The sequence below is a fragment of the Bacillus sp. 1780r2a1 genome, assembly GCA_024134725.1.
GTDB lineage: Bacteria > Bacillota > Bacilli > Bacillales > Bacillaceae_H > Priestia > Priestia aryabhattai_A.
Genome location: CP099863.1, coordinates 2,597,174 through 2,614,792, shown reverse-complemented (window position 1 = coordinate 2,614,792; position 17,619 = coordinate 2,597,174). Strand labels below are relative to the sequence as shown.

The window sequence follows — 17,619 nt, the reverse complement described above, 5'->3', positions numbered from 1 at the left end:
ATTACTTTCTCTTTAACTAGTATTCTATACCCTGTTTTTAAACCCTTTAACATTGAAAAAGAAGCTAATGCGCATTGATGTTTCTTTATGTGTGTCGTATGATACACATAAAGCTTATATAGAGGTGATAAGTAGATGAAAATTCGTAAAGCACATATTCGCATAGACGAAAAAGTCATTGAAAATGTATTTGTTCATGAAAATAAAAAAGAAGAACAAACGCTAATTGCAATTCCAGATGTGGAATGGTCAACCATTATCCCTTATGAAGAAGAAATTCAAGAGTGCAAAGACCGACTACGGGCATCGTTAGCTTCTAGAGTTAGCGGAGAGGTAGCGGAGCAACTAACAAACAAAATTAACTTTTGGGTACGAGAGATGTAAAAAGAGCAACTGAAAGAATAATAATACCTTTTACTTTATTTTAAATATACAGGCATTTAAATGTACTACATAGTGATTCTAAAATCATAAGACTTCTCAACCCAACCTTGCGTTGCAGATTGAAACCGTTACTTTCTTTGGGTTTCCATGGTTAGCTCTTTATAAATGAAGTGGATTTTGCAAAAATGAATGTAGGATGGAAAATAAAAGGCGATGGAGTTCGCCAAAACTGCTGCAGAGCTAATGACTCCTACCCATATACAGGGTAGGAGTTTATTTTTTTGTTCATAATTAAGGAAGAGGTGAAGAAGATGAACTATTTATTAGTAGGTATAGGAGGAATTTTTGGAAGCCTGCTTCGTTATTATCTGGGTGTATTTACACACTCATGGTGGGCATACACTTTTCCATTAGGAACGTTAATAACGAACCTAATTGGCTGCTTTATTTTAGGGTGGTTTACATATCGAATGATTAAAATGAACGCATTTCCTCCTGCCGTTTTAGCAGGTATTGGTACAGGAATCGTGGGATCTTTCACGACATTCTCTACCTTTAGCGTTGAAACGGTTACTTTAATACAGAATGATACTTTGCTGTTGGCTTTTCTTTATGTAGGACTTAGTTTATTTGGTGGTTTACTGATGTCTTGGTTTGGTTACCAAGTAGGAAACCGTTCAGCAAATAAATTGAAAAAGAAAGGAGAACAGCTTCTATGACGGCTTTACTCATTGCTTTGGGAGGTTTTTTAGGGGCGATAGCTCGGTATGTACTAAGTACGTGGATGAATCAAAAATCGACTACAGGTTTTCCAGTTGGTACTTTATGTGTCAATTTAGTCGGTTCATTTCTACTTGGAATCCTTGTTGGAAAAGGAGTAGGGTCTGGGCTGTATTCTTTTTTGGGAGTTGGGTTTATGGGAGCATTTACAACATTTTCGACGTTTAAACTGGAAAATATACACCTTCATGAAAAGAAAATGCATACCGTCTTATTTCCTTATTTGGCGTTTAGTTATATTGGAGGTATTGTATTAGCATTTATAGGAATCTTAGTCGGTGCTCTTTGAAAAAATTTAATTTTAACAGATGGTGATTTAGATAAAAGCTAATTTATTTTTTCTTCACGTCTTTTCTATATTAAAACTATATCTATGAAGAAACTTTTTTATTGACGTATGTTCTAAAGGACAGCTATGATGATACTAATATGGGTATGAAGTTACGTCGGGGAGGATACAATGATACTACTTTATATTGGTGTAAGCTTAGTTTGTTGTGCCATTATGTTTAGTTTATATAATCGTCATGTGCCCGTTCATGGAATTAAGAAGCTTTCTACGCTCGACTGTGAGACTACGGAAATTGCAGTTGTAGATGTTCGGCATTTTCATGAAATGAAACATAAACCTTGTCAGAAAGCCATACACATTCCACTACCGTATTTGGAAAGGCAGCATGTTGAAATTCCATCAAAACAAGTAGTGGTTATTGTACCCGATACAATTGCAAGAAACTTAAGCATTCGTAAGTTGCAAAAGTATGGTTATCAAGTGAAGGGATATTGCTGTGCATGTGAAGGCTAAGTCATTAGTAACGCACAAAGTATAGGAGGGATACTGCGTGAATTATACTGACCAGACTAAAAATCGGTTAAAGCGGGTTGAAGGTCAAGTGCGAGGCGTGCTGCGTATGATGGAAGAAGATAAAGATTGTAAGGACGTTGTAACACAATTATCAGCTGTTCGAAGCGCAGTCGACCGAACAATTGCTCAGATTGTTGCGCTGAACTTAGAACAATGTATTGTTGAAAGACAGCAAGCTGGAGAAGAGACTGCAAAAGTCGTAGAAGAAGCAATCGCTTTATTAGTAAAAAGTCGATGAGTAGAAAAGTTATCTGACGAAAGTCTGATAGCTTTTTTTTTGATTTTCATGCATAATTCGTACATGTTATTTTTTAACGTCACTCATTAAATGGAAAGGAGCGTGAAGACCAATTCGAAAGTTTAAGCGATTCTTATTTCTAATCATTCTTATAGGTGTTGTTGTGGGAGGTATTGAATTTTTTAGATATCCAATTCAAAGCAGCGCTAAGGATGTTGAAGAACATATAAGAAAATGGAAAGGGATGGGGGACATTAACGGTTCCAAAAAGCTTGACATTCGAGAAATTCAAAAAATTAGCGGTTCGGACACATATGTTGCGCTCTTCACTATTCCTGGTAACGGAGAAGGAATGGCCATTTTAAAAGAAGGATGGAGCAAAAGGTTACGAATTGAAGTGATGACAAAAATGAACAATCTTGTTGAATATGATGACATACATACAAGCAAAGGAACGTATGCGCTATTTTTAGGGAAGAATCCAAGCAAACAGATACATCGAGTGAAGGCCTCGCTTGTAAATGAAAATTACACGTTTGATATTAAAGTTCCCAGAGGAGAATATTTTATTTCATATCAACCTGTGCCAAAATACGTTAAAAAGCCATTTCCAGCGGATCTTATCCTATTGAATAAGTCAGGAGATGACATAACTATTAAAGAATATATGGATCAAGAGCTGCGCGAATAATGCGCAGCTTCTTTATTGTGTAGACAACATACATGTCAATTTTTGAACTTTTTGTGAAGTATATAACAAAAGTATTTAATGTGTAATATACTGTAAATGGGCGGTCATCAAACCTAATAAACTTGAATAGTGATTGACACATTTCTGTATGAATTTTGTCACAAAATATTCAATAATAGTTGAAACCCCTTTTGTATCAAGGGTGATTGCGTTTACATTACATGAATTACCTTCAAAAAGGTAAGTTTCGGTAAGAAAATGCAACATTCATCCTTTTATTTACATTTATTCCTTGTCGAATATATGCTAAAATATCGCAAGGATTGAAGTGTTCTTTGACCTCATGTTTTTACACTATTTTAGAATATTTTCAAAATAAGAAAATCGACAAAAAGTGACGAAAAAATTGTCACTTTGTATTACAATAGTAATGGTTGATGTATGACATGAGTTTAAAGAGATTTTGTATTAAAGCTTTCTATAGTTAACTAGATAGAAAGTTTTAGAGATGATCTAATGTAGAGGCTTCGCATCATGAGTTGTTAGAAAGGAGAGTTTTTAGTGAAACCAAAAAAAGGATTTTGGAAGCTAGCAGGTTTATTCTCTGCACTTTCAGTATTTTTCTTGAGCGGCTGTTCAGAATTAGCCGTTTTGAATCCTCAAGGTCCTGTCGCTAAAGAACAAGCTGACCTTATTGTTTGGTCGCTTTGGATGATGGCGATTGTGGTCGTAGTAGTATTTGCAATCTTTGCTTATGTACTTATTAAATATCGTGAAAGACCTGACAACATGGACTATGAGCCACCAGAGCAAGAGGGTAACTTAAAGATGGAGATTATCTGGACTGCGTTCCCGATTATTATCTTAATTCTTTTAGCAATCCCAACTGTAAAATCGATTTATGCTCTTGAAGAACCACCAAAAAATGAGCAAACAAAAATTGAAGAACCGTTAACAATTCATGTTACTTCAGCAAACTGGAAATGGATTTTCAGTTATCCGGAAGAAAACATTGAAACAGTTAACTATGTAAACATTCCAGAAGATCGTCCAGTTCGTTTCGAATTGACGTCTCAAGGTTCAATGAACTCATTCTGGGTACCGGAGCTTGGTGGACAGAAGTATTCAATGAACAACATGGCAATGGATTTATACCTTCAAGCAGATAACCCAGGTTCTTATATCGGACGAAGTGCTAACTTCTCAGGTGAACACTTTACAGATATGGAATTTGAAGTGTTAGCCCAAACTCATGAAGACTATGAAGAGTGGGTTGACGAAGTTAAAGCAACAGCTAAGCCATTAACTGAAGAGAAGTATGATGAAATTATTGAACCAGGTGTAGTAGGTCGTATGACGTTTAACGGTACACACTTAGAGTGGGTTAACCATGCGAAAGATGCATACATCCCTGGTAAAGTAGACGAGCGCGGTATGAACATGGGACATGGAAATCATAACCATGGAAGCGACGATAGCAAAAAAGAAAGCCATGACGAGCATGAAGGTCATGATGAACATGCAGGTCATTAATAAGGGCCTAAATAAACGTACGATTGGGGGAAGACATAATGAAGCTAGATGAATTCTTTGTCACTGGCGATCCCGTCATTTATGCAGCTGACGCAGCGATTGTCTTGACAACCATCGGTATCATTTTTGTCTTAACATATTTCAAAAAATGGAAATGGTTATGGACAGAATGGTTAACAACAGTAGACCATAAAAAACTTGGTGTAATGTATATTCTTGCAGCCGTCTTAATGCTTTTCCGTGGCGGTGTAGACGGACTTATGATGCGTATGCAGTTAGCGTTCCCGGATATGAATATCCTGAACCCGCATCACTATAACGGTGTATTTACAGCTCATGGTGTTATCATGATTCTATTCATGGCAATGCCATTCTTGATTGGTTTAATGAACGTTGTGGTTCCGCTTCAAATTGGAGCGCGTGACGTAGCATATCCGTTCTTAAATGCAGTAAGTTTCTGGACATTCTTTATGGGAGCTATGTTATTTAACATCTCTTTCGTTATTGGAGGAGCTCCAGATGCCGGTTGGACATCGTATTTTCCACTGGCCGGAAAAGAATTTAGTGAAAGTATAGCGAACAACTATTACGCAATTGCTATTCAGATTGCCGGTGTTGGTACGCTAATGACAGGTATTAACTTCTTAGTTACAATTTTAAAAATGCGTGCACCAGGCATGACGTTAATGAAAATGCCAATGTTTACTTGGTCAATTTTAATTACGTCAATTATCATTATCTTTGCGTTCCCTGTATTAACAGTAGCGCTTGCGTTAATGACGCTTGATCGTGTATTTGGCACAGCATTCTTTACCGTTGCCAACGGCGGTCTCCCAATGATGTGGGCAAACCTATTCTGGATTTGGGGACACCCTGAGGTATATATTGTAATTTTACCAGCATTCGGTATTTTCTCTGAAATCATTAGTACACATTCTCGTAAAAACCTATTCGGTTATAAAGCGATGGTTATCTCAATGGTTGGTATCGCGTTCTTAAGTTACATTGTATGGGTTCACCACTTCTTTACAATGGGTAACGCACCAGCTGTTAACTCGTTCTTCTCGATTACAACGATGTTAATCGCCGTTCCAACCGGGGTTAAAATATTTAACTGGCTCTTTACGATGTATAAAGGCCGTATTAAATTTACAACATCTATGCTATGGTCATTAGCATTTATCCCGAACTTCGTTATCGGTGGGGTAACTGGGGTAATGCTTGCAATGGCTTCAGCTGACTATCAGTATCATAATAGTTACTTCCTAGTAGCTCACTTCCACTACGTATTAATCTCAGGAACAGTATTTGCATGTTTCGCTGGATTATACTACTGGTATCCAAAGATTTTCGGTCACACGTTGAACGAAAAACTAGGAAAAATCTCTTTCTGGATCTTCGTTGTTGGATTTAACGTATGTTTCTTCCCACAATATTTCCTAGGTCTAGATGGTATGACTCGTCGTATGCAAACTTATTCAGAAACATTAGGTTGGGGAACATTAAACTTAATTTCAACAATCGGTGCTTTCTTAATGGGTGCAGGTTTTATCGTATTGGTTGTAAATTTACTTTGGAGCGCTTGGAAAAACAAACGCGACACTGCAAACGACCCATGGGATGGACGTACGCTTGAATGGTGGACTAAATCACCAGTTCAACACTATAACTTTGCGGTAGTTCCACATGTGAAAGAAATGGATGAGTTCTGGCACATGAAAAAACGCGGAGAAACAGAAATTAAAGAAGAAGACATTAAACCAATTCACTTACCAAGCAACTCAGGTATCCCATTCATTTCAGGTGTATTCTGGTTCATCGGTGGATTTGGACTTGTCTTTGAATGGATGCCAATGGCTATCTTCGGATTAATCGGAATTTTAGCTTGTCTAGTTGCACGTTCATTTGACTATGATGAAGGCTTCTATGTTCCGGTAGATGAAATTAAACAAACAGAAGGTATTACAGGGGGTGACAAATAATGGGTGGACATTTAGATAAATCTTTACCACTCGAGTATCAAGATCACCAGGGCCGAATGAATATTCTCGGCTTCTGGATTTTCTTGGGTGCGGAAATTGCACTGTTCTCTACGCTGTTTGTCACGTATTTAACGTATCACACTCGTACAGCTGGAGGCCCTGGACCACAAGATTTATACGTTGTTGAAACATTTATGATTCAAACGGTTTTACTATTGGTAAGTAGCTTCACAATGGGAATCGTTGTCTGGCATATGCGTAACAATAACTTAAAAGGTTTAATCACTTGGCTTGTTATTACGCTATTACTAGGTGCAGGATTCTTGTACTATGAAATTGAAGAGTTCATTCTTTACGCAGCACACGAAGGTGCAACAATGCAAACTAGTGCATTCTTGTCTTCATTCTTTGCGCTGTTAGGAACACATGGACTTCACGTAACGATGGGTATTGGTTGGGCAATTTTACTTATTATCCAGTTAGTAAAGCGCGGCTTAACGCCTGTTACAGCAAGAAAAGTATTTATTATCGGTTTATACTGGCATTTCCTTGACGTAGTATGGATTTTCATCTTTACGTATGTATACTTGAACGGATTGGTGGGATAAGACATGGAAAACAAACAAGGCCAAAAAGCAGGATTTCCGCTTAGTCATGTAATGGGGCTTATCCTTTCTTTAGCACTAACGTTTGCAGCGCTTGGATTAGTTATGTTAGCTGACTTATCAAGAGGCGTAACGATGACACTAATCTCAATTCTTGCGTTCTTACAAGCAGCTATGCAGCTTGTAATGTTCATGCACATGACTGAAAGTGAAAACGGCAAGGTACAAGTTGCAAATATGCTTTATAGCTTCTTTATTGCACTATGTATTGTTGTTGGTACGCTTTGGATTTTAGCAGATCACTTTAACCATTAATACAAAAAGCCACTTACGCAAAAGTAAGTGGCTTTTTTATTATTCATTGGCAGAAGCTTTATATCGAAGTGTTTGATAATGACCTGTGGCGACTCGGTCAACCACTTCGCCATCTTCATTTGTATATACCTCGTATTCTTCATAAACTTCAACATCAAACCCATTAATTCTCTCAGTTGTTATAAGTACATTTTTTAAGCTCATTTCAATGCTTTCTTCGCTACTTGAAGCCTCTATCTCACCGCTGTCTAAAGAAAGAGGAGAAACGGTTTCAAAGTATTCCTGAGATTCGTTGTCCATGTAGCTAATCACAACGATTATTCCAATAAAAAAAATTCCTAAAAACAGCATACGAGCTGATGTCATCTTAAAAGACCCCCGTAAATTGACATACTAAAACAATTAAGCCAAGAATCCATACGTAAACAGCAAATGTCTTTAGGGAATGGTGCTTTAAGTAGTGAATCATCCATTTTACGGCCATATAGCCAAAAAGTGCAGCTGAACATGTTGCGACAAATAAGGAGAAAAATGAAATGTATTCTACGCCACCACCAACGACATCTTTAAGCTGTAAAAGAACGGCTCCACATATGGCTGGCGTTGATAATAAAAAAGAAAAATAAGCAGCGGTTTCTCGATCTAACTTGCGCATTAAAGCAGCAGCCATTGTTAAACCAGAACGTGAAACAGCAGGGAAGATGGCTGCTGCTTGAAAGGTACCGATAAACAGTGCGTCTTTATAGGAGATATCGTGCATCTTTTTAGCTCCTTTTTTCACTGAATCAGCAAACCATAAGAAAAGGCCTGTTACAAGGAACTCCCAACCAATTGTAGAACCAGTAATTGAAATTTCTTCGAAATAATCTTTAAATAATAAGCCAACTATAACAGCTGGAATCGTACCAATGATTAGCAAAAAGGTAAGCTTGCTAAACGGATGACGAATCATGTGCCACAGCTCGTCTTTATAAAACACGAAAACAGCTAGCAAGGTACCTATATGCAACATCGTATCTAAATACAGACCAGCGCTATCTAATCCAAATAAGTGTCTGCCTAAATACAAGTGTCCTGTGCTACTAATGGGCAAAAATTCTGTTAGCCCTTGAATAATTCCTAAAATTAATGCTTCAATCCATGACATATTTTCACCTCTTAAAGCGTGTCCTTGTATCATTGTATCGATCAAAAGGCATGAACATGACAAAAATTAACGAGAATGGTGAAATAAAGTAAAAAATAGTTAGAGTCAACCAGCGGTTTGCTTGACAGTGTGCAGCAACTAGTGATTATGGTGAAAAAGAAGTTAGAGCACAAAAAATGACTAAATCAAAAGGTGAATCTTTGCGGGGAAGGTTGAAATCAACATGGATAATCTCAAGTAATTACACAAACGATAAGGTTGAAACCAACATAACGTTTGTGCAAGAAAAATGGATATTTAGCTTGCGGTATACAAATTTGTATTCATCAAACGGAGGTGGGAACTCATGATAAAAAAAGTGTGTATAGCACTTATTTTATGCTTCATTGGAATTCATTCACATGTGGCAATGGGAGAACAACCTAAAGTGGAAGTGTTTCAACTTGATACGGGTAAAGTCATTCGAGTAGCTGATAAAACTGAAGTTGTTCAAAAAGAAGTAGAAAAAAGCATTGCTTCTATCACTGGAATTTACAAAAAAGTAAACCCTTTACCTAAAACCGGTTATTTAGTAAAGGTACCTCTGGACCCGGCTGTACAAGTCCAGCAAAAAGGTTTAGAGGTGTTAGCTAGTGAAGCAGTTGTGGTATTAAGCCCAAACGAACAGCCTGTGCTCATGCTATACGACAATGAAAACAAAATTTATTTTTTTGAATTTACCTATGATATCACTAATTTACGAAAAGAATTAGAATTATAAAAGAAAGCTCCGTATAGAAATATCGGAGCTTTCTTCTTCGTTATTTTTTATATGTTTCAAACATGGAAGTGTTATCAGGCATATTAGCCAAGTAGTTAATTTTCCCCTCAGCGTTTAGCTTTGTTACACCCTTATCTGTTTGTGTAAACCCTTCTTTAGATACGCGCTTTCCACATACTGCTCATTTCGTTTTGTATTTATCAGATCGCAACTTGTTTTCAACCTTCAAACATATGTTTAATATCTAGATTTTGTGTAAGCACCGTCTGTACAAAAGATTTTCAGTTATTAATACCTCATTGTTTATAGTCATTTAGTACAAAACAACATCAGCATCAAATAAACTTGACAGCCCCCTTCATTGCTTTTTCACTAGTACGTGATTCGTCAAATAAAAAATTTTTGATAATTTGACAGTTTATTCAATCAAATGTAATATATTTAGAAAAATCAAATTTTTATGATGGGGTGGGAATGCGATGATTGACTTAAGACCGTTCACAAAAAAAGATATAAAAGAACTCATTGAATGGATTCCCTCAGAAGCTTTTATGATTCAGTGGAGTGGCTCCACGTTTTCATATCCACTTACGCCTCGCCAGCTTAAAGAGTATATCCGCTATGCCAATTATGAAGGAGCTCACACTTACGCTTTCTCCGTGTTTCATCAACAAACCGGCCAGCTAGTTGGTCATATTTCTCTTGCTCATATTGATTATCATCACAAAACGGGAAGAATTGGTCGAGTATTGCTTAAAGAAGAGGAAAGAGGAAAAGGATACTGTGGTGAGATGTTTAATTATGTTTTGTCCTTTGGCTTTAATGTCTTAGGGCTTCATCGCATTTCTCTTGGCGTGTTTGACTTTAATGAGGCAGCTATTAAGTCATACGAGCGCATCGGATTTTTACGTGAAGGGATGATGCGAGATGTGAAACACGTGAATGGACAGTATTGGAGCTTAATTGAAATGAGCATGATTGATTATGAGTGGAAACAGAGAGAAGATCGTTCTGTGGAAGCAATAAAGCATATTCAGTAAAATGAAGCCGGATTGAAAAACTCAATCCGGTTTTTTGGGTCAAAGCCTTTTGTCAATTTGTTTTTCCCCTTCTAATTATACTTAGCAGGTATAAATCTTTGAAAAAAAAGGCATATAGGAAGTAAATAAGCTAATAAAAGAAGCGAAGGGACAGAAGGGAGAGACATAAGGTATGAAGCTCAAATACACGTTACTTTCCTTACTCATATTCCTTGGTTGCGTCTTAACTGGGGTCGTATATGTTTTTAGTGAAAAAAAAGTTGAAGCAAAGGAATTTAACATGCTCGTAATGGGAGTAGACGAACGAGAAGCCGATACGGGACGTTCTGACGTACTGATGGTTGTTCATTTTAACTCTGAAAATGGACATTTAAAAATGATGCCCATCCCTCGAGACACGCGTGTGAAAATTAAGGGGAAAGCAGAAATGGAAAAGATTAATCACGCTTATAAGTATGGTGGAATTAAGCTAACTGTTGATACTGTGGAACAATTTTTAAACATGCCAATCGATTATTATGTGAAAGTAAATATGGAAGGATTTAAAGCGGTTGTGGACGAGGTAGGTGGTGTGACGGTTAATAACCCATTTCCATTTACATTTGCATCTTATTTATTTCCCCAAGGTGAAACAAATTTAAATGGTGAAAAGGCTTTAGCTTATGTAAGGATGAGACACGAAGATCCTAAAGGCGACCTCGGCCGAAACGAGAGGCAAAAGCAAGTAGTAGAAGCGCTTTTAGACAAAGGAATGAGTATGTCAACAGTAGCGAACCTGCCTAATCTCTTAAACATTACAAAGCAATACGTTGATACAAATGTAACGATTAAAGACGCGTTAGCGGTATATAAGGCAATGGAAAAAGGTAAACCAACGTTTGAAACGGTGCATGTAGAAGGAGAAACACAAATAGTAGACGGAACATGGTATTATATTGTAAAAGACCAAGAGAAACAGCATATAAAAGCCATGCTATATGGAGATAATGCACCGGAAGAGCACTGAAAAAGCGCGCAGTCTGCGCGCTTTTTACTTAATTCATTTCTTGCTCGCCAATTTCTTCTTGACGCTGCAGACAAGAAATCTGCTTTTTTTCTGGATGAATATTAAAGGTATATCCCCATGTCTGAATTTTTTCAAGAATAATTTCATCTTTTTTGAAGCCGAAAATGAGTACGATATCTTGATTTTCATCTAATAGTAAATATTTCTCATCTTTTCTCCACATTGTTAGGTTAGCTGCATAAAAGAAATTCCAACCATTATTCATACGATGACCCGTTGCTTGGTTTTTATAGTTTAAAATCATAATAATTTCCTCCAGTAGACAAACTTTCTAGTAAAATAGTTCATTTCTCATTATAAACAGTTCTTTCTTATAAATCTATAAGACGAATGAAGCATAAAATGATACAATGTTCACGTTAGATTTTCTAGAGATCTACCGTTTTTTTATTAGAAAGGAGATTTGTAATGAGTATATGGTATTTTATCATTGGAGCATTAATCGCCGTTATCGGAATGATGTTTATTTATCAGTCAACCATTTATACAATTGAAGGTAAGCTACAGGAAGACAAAACAGACAATGAAATTTATCAAGATCTTGTTCGTATTCAAACCATGTTTTTTATCAAGCACGCCGTAGTAGAAATTGTTCCGTTGATTTTAATCGTACTAGCATTTATGAACCCAGAACCTGCATCAAGCATGAGTCCATTAATTATTTTGGCGGTCGTTTGGATTGGAGCAATGCTCCGCATTTATCAAACTCATCAACGGGTAGCAAGCAACTTAAAAAAAGAGCAGTTTCGTGGATTCCTAACGAAATTCATGATGATAGAAATAGGTTTGATAAGTGCATTTCCAATTATAGCAGCCGTTGGTTCACTTACGCTTAATGTAGGGTAATGCATAAAAACCTGTATTAGTAAGCCCTCTTTATTCATTCTAAACAGCATATTTAATTTTTACGTTTAACTATAACAGCAATGGGTAAACAGAAAGTATCACTATATTTAGATTACAAATAAGGTAGGGAAATATATGATTACAAAGGGCGAAGTTATTCCATTGTTAACTGATGCAAGTCCATCGTTCCAATATGATGAAGAAGTGAATACAACAACAATAGAAGGTTTGCAGCAAGAGCTCAAGCGCTTTGCATCTCACTTAATTTCATTAGAATTCAATAATCAATTAGCCCATGAACCTGAGATATTTGAAACCATTGAAAGATTATATACAGAAGGTGAAGCAGAAGTAAAAGAAAGCATAACGATTGGACTGTTTGAAACTATGTATGAAATGCTTTCTGAGCAACACATAACATCTGAGGAAATAGGAAAGCTTTTAAAGCCACATTCTTTTAAATGGTGGAAGACGATTGAACAGTTTAACAGGCTTTCTTAACGATAAATAAATCACGCCAGTTCTTTGGCGTGATTTATTTATTGCTCATCTTTTAACTGCTTGTCTAGATAGAACGTTCCAAAAGGAATAATAGATAAGATAAATGCATAGATACCCCATAAAATTGTTTTTCTATGCTCAAATTTCACGTGCACAGCAGCAAGTATGTATAATACGAACAGAGCACCATGGGCAGCTCCAACAATGGATACAGCCTCAGGAATATCAGCCAAATATTTTAATGGCATAGCAATAAACAGTAAAAGTAAATATGAAATGCCTTCTACAATACTTAACAAGCGCAAGCGGCCAATCGATGATTTTAACATCATGGTTTACCCTCCAAATGTATGTTTTTTTCAACTATCGTGAAAAATGTACCATGTAGATGCAATCGTTACAAGCATCAATGGTCGTTTTCACAAAAGGTTCAAAACATAATAAAAAAAAGCACACTATGTGTTGACAAGGTATAACGTTATCTTTTATAAGTATATATAGTAAATGATGAAACTGTACTTTTATTTACGTTCAGTCTCGATGCGTTGATCCTGTTCTACACGTGCAATAAGAGGCAGGAAAGGGTTTGGAAATATGACAAAAGGAATAGAACAAAAGGAAAATATCCTGGATGCAGCGTTTGTGGTATTTGGAGCAAATGGTTACCATGATGCTAAAATGATTGATATTGCTAAAAAAGCAGGTGTGTCAAAAGGGACACTTTACCTTTACTTTCCTTCAAAAGAAAGCTTATATATTGCGGTTAATGATCGCTCTTTTCTCTATTTCATTGCTAATGCAAAGCGAGAAACCGATCGATGCAAAACGTTTAGGCAAAAGCTTTATTCAATAGCAAGGCATCACCTATACTTCTTTTATAACACAAGAAAGTACCCAGATTCGTTTTGGCAAGCTCCTCATCAGATGCCAGGAATGATGGAGCGATTGCATCGCTTTTTTAATGATTATCATTCCTTAGTATCAGACCTGATGAAAGAAGAGGGACTTGAAGATACAGCTTTACATTCAAAAGCGTTTTGTAGCATGCTAAACGGGTATAGAATGGATATCGTATCTAACCAAAATGTGTCAGAAAAAGAAATTGAACGTTATGCAACGTTTACAGTTGACCTTTTTTTAGAAGGTTGTTACTGATTTCTTTTTTTAAAAAACTGACCCGTGGGTACTGAAGTTAAATTGTATGGGAGGTTCTCAATGAATAAGGAACAACAAGCGATGGATTTTACGTACTTTTATGGACAACAAGTTATAAATATCATTCATCAATATGACAATCCGTTATCTTTAGAGTTTTCTAATGGTGGTCTTGTTATTGAATGTCCATGGCGGTTAAAAAAAGCAGATGATGTGATTGCAGGTCAAGCGGATTGGAAGTTGAATACTTCGTTTGAATGGCGTTATCATATCACAAAGAAATTACTAGGGAAGCAGATTAACAATATTGTTTGGTATGAAGACTTAAACATCCTAAGAGTATATCTGACAGAAGACTATCTATTGGATCTATTTCAAGATAGTGCAATGTTTGAAGGATGGGACCTTCACGGAGAGAACGGTTTCTCTTTTATTTCATTGCCGGGGGGTTCAATGGATTACGTCCCGAAAAATGTTTATTAATTTTTAACATAAAGGAGGTGAGGCGCTTAGTGATATAAACTGACCCACTGGTACTCATTTATTACACATATAAATACGACTAATAAAATAGATGGAGGCTCTTTATGAATTTCTTGACAAAGTTTAGCTTGAAGAATGCAGTAGCAGTATTTATTTTGTCTTTTCTTCTTATTTTAGCTGGCTTATTCTCATTTTCAAAATTAAAAATCGATTTATTACCTAATATTGAATTTCCACAGTTGTCGATTGAAGCCGTATATCCTGGTGCTTCTCCTGATGATGTGAACGAACAAGTAACAACAAAGTTAGAAGATCAATTAAAAGGTCTTGAAGGTGTTAAAAGCGTTCAGAGCGTTTCTTATGAGAACGTAGGAATTATTAATCTAGAATTTCCTTTTAATACAGATTTAGACGATATTGAGCAACAAATTGACACGATAACAAAAGACTTAGATTTACCAGAATCAGCAACAGTTGATGTGAACCGCTTTTCTTTTGGCTCTTTTCCAATTATGAATATCTCTTTGTTTGCTGAAGGTGATGCGGAAGTTGAAAAGCTTTTAGATAGCGAAATTATTCCAGAATTAAATAAAATTGAAGGAATCAACTCTGTATCGGTTGGCGGAGTAAAGGAGGATCTGTTACAGATTACGCTTGATAAAGAAAAAGCAGTTGCAGCAGGCCTAACGCTTGAGCAAATTAAGGAACAGATTAATCAAAAGTCTGTATCTTTCCCAGCAGGGACTGTAAACGGTGAAGAACTTCAAATTCCTGTGCGAGTGGAAGAGAAACTAGATACAATTGATGCATTAAAAGAAGTTGAGCTAAAATCTACAGTTAATCCAGAAGCTCCACCAGTTTCACTTGGAGATATTGCAACTGTTGAAGAAGTAAGCGAGCAAGGTGAATATACGCGCTATAACCAACAAGAAGCGCTAACAATGGCAATTACAAAGAAACAAGATGCAAATACGGTGCAAGTTGCCAACGACGCATTAGAAGTATTGAAAAAATACGATGATGATATTAACTACGCTATTGGATTTGATTCAGCAGAAGGAATTGAAAAGTCAGTTGAGACGTTAGTAAAAGAAGGGTTGCTTGGGGCGTTGTTCGCTTCCATTGCGGTGCTAATCTTCCTGCGTAATTTCCGTGCTACAATTATTTCAATTATCTCAATTCCATTGTCGCTTCTTGTATCAGCTATTTTCTTAAATGGGCTGGATATCTCGTTAAATATCATGACATTAGGTGGAATGGCAGTAGCAGTTGGACGCGTTGTCGATGATAGTATCGTAGTTATTGAAAATATTTTTAGACGTGTTCGAAAATCAGAAGAAGGCATTTCTAATGAACTAGTTGAATCTTCAACAAAAGAGATATTAAAGGCCATTACGTCATCGACTATTACAACCGTTGTTGTATTTTTACCAATTGGTTTTGTCGGTGGAATTACAGGTGAATTCTTCTTACCATTTGCGTTAACGGTAGTATTTTCACTTTTAGCTTCACTTCTTGTTGCTGTTACAATTGTACCTATTTTAGCAAAGTTTGCGTTTAAGAAGGTACCAGCAGAAGAGAAAGAAGGTAAAATTCAACGTGGATATGCAAAAGCAATTGCATGGTCATTAAATCATAAAATCAAGATTTTAATCTTATCATTCTTATTACTATTTGGTTCATTTGCTCTTGTTCCATCGCTTGGTTTTACATTCATTCCAAACGAAGAGCAAAAACTATTACAGGCAAATATCCAGCTTCCTTCGTCTACTTCTTTAGAACGTACAAATGAAGTGTCATTAAAAGTAGAGGAGCTATTTGCAGCAGAAGATGAAATTAAAGATGTTACAACAGAAGTAGGTTCACGTGATTTTGCAACAGGCGTAAAGCGTCCAAATCAGATTGGTTATTTCTTAAATCTGAAAGATGGCGCAGATGTAGATACGTATATTGATGAACTGCAGAGTAAGATAGAAGACATTGTAGGAAAAGAGTCTCCAAAAGCAACGCTAAGCGTATCTGAAGCATCAACGGGTGGCCCACCAACTAATAACAACGTAACGGTCGATTTATTTTCATCTGACTTGAATGACTTACAAACAGCGGCGAAAGAAGTAGAAGAATATTTAAATACCTATGATAATTTAAAGTATGTAAAAAATAATTTCTCTGATAAACAAAAGCAGCTTGTGGTTGAAGTTGATCAAGATAAAGCATCTGAGTATGGTGTATCTGGATTCCAACTTGTAGGAACAATTACAGATCAAACAAAACCTGTATCAGTAGGTGACTTAACGCTAGATGGAACAGATCGTGCAGTTCAGCTTTCTTATGATGAAGATATTAGTTCAACAAAAGAAATTGAAGATCTGCAAATCTTTACACAAAGAGGGCCAGTAGCAGTAAAAGATATTGCCAGCGTAAGCGAAATCGATACATTTACGTCCATTCAAAAATTAGATGGAAAAGTATTTGCTCGTGTTGAAGCAGATATTAAAGATGAAAATATTCAAAAAGTGACGCAAGATGTAGTAGCTGGTGTAGAAAAACTTGATTTACCAAAAGGTGTAAGTCTTGAAGGTGGAGGCGGTAGTGATGAAACCGTAGAAATCTTCCAATCTTTAGGATTAGCTATTTTAACAGCTATTGGCCTTGTGTACTTAACGATGCTGATTACGTTTGGTAAAGCTCGTATTCCATTCATTATTTTATCATCGTTAATCTTTGTTCCGATTGGTTCACTAATTGGGCTAGTTATCGCAAAAGAGCCTTTATCTGTTAGCGTAATGATTGGTTTCCTAATGTTAATTGGAATTGTAACAACAAACGCCATTGTATTAGTAGACCGAATTACCCAAAATAGAGAGCAAAAAAGGATGACAATCCGCGAATCGCTTATTGAAGCTGGTAAAACGCGCTTACGTCCTATCCTAATGACAGCCTTTGCAACTATTGCAGCGCTGATTCCACTTGCTTTAACAACATCAAGTGGAACATTGATCTCTAAAGGTTTGGCAATTACGGTTATCGGTGGTTTAACATCTTCTACCTTATTAACGCTAATTATCATTCCAGTTGTATATGAATTATTCTTTGCTAAGCAGGTTCGTAAAGAAAGGGAACTGGAAAAAGGTGCGAAATAAGAACTATTTTCTATAAGAGGAAAATATGACCATTAGTTGTGTGCTATAATAAAGGTACGTTTTATTTAACCCCTTATATTATATA

22 protein-coding genes and 1 riboswitch are annotated in these 17,619 nt (G+C 36.4%); of the genes, 18 read left to right on the top strand and 4 right to left on the bottom strand.

Annotated elements, in window-relative coordinates; translation table 11 throughout:
• The first annotated feature begins 135 nt into the window (after positions 1-135).
• The 10 genes from NIZ91_13090 to qoxD all read left to right on the top strand — a co-directional run bounded on the left by NIZ91_13090 (position 136) and on the right by qoxD (position 7,393).
• The gene (locus tag NIZ91_13090) at positions 136-384 is read left to right on the top strand and encodes a YueH family protein (GenBank protein ID USY53689.1); all 249 of its coding nucleotides are present in this window, start codon (positions 136-138) and stop codon (positions 382-384) included.
• 200 nt (positions 385-584) lie between these two features.
• Positions 585-644, top strand: a riboswitch (Fluoride riboswitch).
• 21 nt (positions 645-665) lie between these two features.
• A complete protein-coding gene (crcB, locus tag NIZ91_13085; protein ID USY53688.1) occupies positions 666-1,103 on the top strand; it encodes a fluoride efflux transporter CrcB in 438 nt (145 codons plus the stop codon).
• Entirely contained in the window at positions 1,100-1,453 is a 354-nt protein-coding gene (gene crcB / locus NIZ91_13080; protein ID USY53687.1) for a fluoride efflux transporter CrcB, read from the top strand. The genes crcB (NIZ91_13085) and crcB (NIZ91_13080) overlap by 4 nt, the downstream gene beginning before the upstream one ends.
• Before the next feature lie 171 nt (positions 1,454-1,624).
• Positions 1,625-1,969 carry a rhodanese-like domain-containing protein gene (locus NIZ91_13075; GenBank protein ID USY53686.1) on the top strand — a complete coding sequence of 115 codons (345 nt, stop codon included), beginning with the start codon at positions 1,625-1,627 and terminating at the stop codon, positions 1,967-1,969.
• 37 nt (positions 1,970-2,006) lie between these two features.
• Positions 2,007-2,267, top strand: coding sequence for a metal-sensitive transcriptional regulator (locus NIZ91_13070; protein USY53685.1), 261 nt, complete (start codon positions 2,007-2,009; stop codon positions 2,265-2,267).
• 163 nt (positions 2,268-2,430) lie between these two features.
• On the top strand, positions 2,431-2,958 hold the full coding sequence (locus NIZ91_13065; protein USY53684.1) for a hypothetical protein: 528 nt from the start codon (positions 2,431-2,433) through the stop codon (positions 2,956-2,958).
• A 561-nt stretch (positions 2,959-3,519) separates the two neighbouring features.
• The gene (qoxA, locus tag NIZ91_13060; protein ID USY53683.1) at positions 3,520-4,491 is read left to right on the top strand and encodes a cytochrome aa3 quinol oxidase subunit II; all 972 of its coding nucleotides are present in this window, start codon (positions 3,520-3,522) and stop codon (positions 4,489-4,491) included.
• Between the two features lie 38 nt (positions 4,492-4,529).
• Positions 4,530-6,473, top strand: a complete 1,944-nt coding sequence (gene qoxB, locus NIZ91_13055; GenBank protein USY53682.1) for a cytochrome aa3 quinol oxidase subunit I — start codon at positions 4,530-4,532, stop codon at positions 6,471-6,473.
• Positions 6,473-7,081 (top strand): cytochrome aa3 quinol oxidase subunit III, encoded by a 609-nt coding sequence (gene qoxC / locus NIZ91_13050; GenBank protein USY53681.1) that lies wholly within the window; start codon positions 6,473-6,475, stop codon positions 7,079-7,081. Before qoxB ends, qoxC begins: the two co-directional genes overlap by 1 nt.
• 3 nt (positions 7,082-7,084) lie before the next feature.
• Positions 7,085-7,393, top strand: coding sequence for a cytochrome aa3 quinol oxidase subunit IV (gene qoxD / locus NIZ91_13045; GenBank protein USY53680.1), 309 nt, complete (start codon positions 7,085-7,087; stop codon positions 7,391-7,393).
• 39 nt (positions 7,394-7,432) lie between these two features.
• Here the strand turns inward: qoxD and NIZ91_13040 are convergent, their stop codons facing one another.
• Together NIZ91_13040 and NIZ91_13035 are read right to left on the bottom strand one after the other, a co-directional pair.
• A complete protein-coding gene (locus NIZ91_13040) occupies positions 7,433-7,759 on the bottom strand; it encodes a hypothetical protein (protein ID USY53679.1) in 327 nt (108 codons plus the stop codon).
• A gap of 1 nt (position 7,760) precedes the next feature.
• Positions 7,761-8,540: an undecaprenyl-diphosphate phosphatase gene (locus NIZ91_13035; GenBank protein ID USY53678.1), complete on the bottom strand. Its 780-nt coding sequence runs from the start codon at positions 8,538-8,540 to the stop codon at positions 7,761-7,763.
• A 346-nt stretch (positions 8,541-8,886) separates the two neighbouring features.
• Between NIZ91_13035 and NIZ91_13030 the strand changes: the two genes are divergently transcribed.
• The 3 genes from NIZ91_13030 (at position 8,887) to NIZ91_13020 (ending at position 11,346) form a co-directional block, all read left to right on the top strand.
• Complete coding sequence (locus NIZ91_13030; GenBank protein USY53677.1) at positions 8,887-9,300, top strand: hypothetical protein; 414 nt, start codon at positions 8,887-8,889, stop codon at positions 9,298-9,300.
• Between the two features lie 479 nt (positions 9,301-9,779).
• Positions 9,780-10,340, top strand: a complete 561-nt coding sequence (locus NIZ91_13025; GenBank protein ID USY53676.1) for a GNAT family N-acetyltransferase — start codon at positions 9,780-9,782, stop codon at positions 10,338-10,340.
• A 172-nt stretch (positions 10,341-10,512) separates the two neighbouring features.
• Positions 10,513-11,346, top strand: a complete 834-nt coding sequence (locus NIZ91_13020) for an LCP family protein (protein ID USY53675.1) — start codon at positions 10,513-10,515, stop codon at positions 11,344-11,346.
• Positions 11,347-11,374: 28 nt separating this feature from the next.
• Here the strand turns inward: NIZ91_13020 and NIZ91_13015 are convergent, their stop codons facing one another.
• Complete coding sequence (locus NIZ91_13015) at positions 11,375-11,650, bottom strand: hypothetical protein (protein ID USY53674.1); 276 nt, start codon at positions 11,648-11,650, stop codon at positions 11,375-11,377.
• Positions 11,651-11,814: 164 nt separating this feature from the next.
• Between NIZ91_13015 and NIZ91_13010 the strand changes: the two genes are divergently transcribed.
• Positions 11,815-12,252 (top strand): hypothetical protein, encoded by a 438-nt coding sequence (locus NIZ91_13010; protein USY53673.1) that lies wholly within the window; start codon positions 11,815-11,817, stop codon positions 12,250-12,252.
• 135 nt (positions 12,253-12,387) lie between these two features.
• A complete protein-coding gene (locus NIZ91_13005; protein USY53672.1) occupies positions 12,388-12,753 on the top strand; it encodes a hypothetical protein in 366 nt (121 codons plus the stop codon).
• A gap of 38 nt (positions 12,754-12,791) precedes the next feature.
• On the opposite strand, the gene NIZ91_13000 is transcribed toward NIZ91_13005, so the two are convergent.
• Complete coding sequence (locus tag NIZ91_13000; GenBank protein ID USY57166.1) at positions 12,792-13,082, bottom strand: DUF3817 domain-containing protein; 291 nt, start codon at positions 13,080-13,082, stop codon at positions 12,792-12,794.
• A gap of 265 nt (positions 13,083-13,347) precedes the next feature.
• Between NIZ91_13000 and NIZ91_12995 the strand changes: the two genes are divergently transcribed.
• The 3 genes from NIZ91_12995 (at position 13,348) to NIZ91_12985 (ending at position 17,534) form a co-directional block, all read left to right on the top strand.
• Positions 13,348-13,908: a TetR/AcrR family transcriptional regulator gene (locus NIZ91_12995; protein ID USY53671.1), complete on the top strand. Its 561-nt coding sequence runs from the start codon at positions 13,348-13,350 to the stop codon at positions 13,906-13,908.
• Positions 13,909-13,968: 60 nt separating this feature from the next.
• Complete coding sequence (locus tag NIZ91_12990) at positions 13,969-14,391, top strand: DUF6188 family protein (GenBank protein ID USY53670.1); 423 nt, start codon at positions 13,969-13,971, stop codon at positions 14,389-14,391.
• A gap of 104 nt (positions 14,392-14,495) precedes the next feature.
• On the top strand, positions 14,496-17,534 hold the full coding sequence (locus tag NIZ91_12985) for an efflux RND transporter permease subunit (GenBank protein USY53669.1): 3,039 nt from the start codon (positions 14,496-14,498) through the stop codon (positions 17,532-17,534).
• Positions 17,535-17,619: the final 85 nt, after the last annotated feature.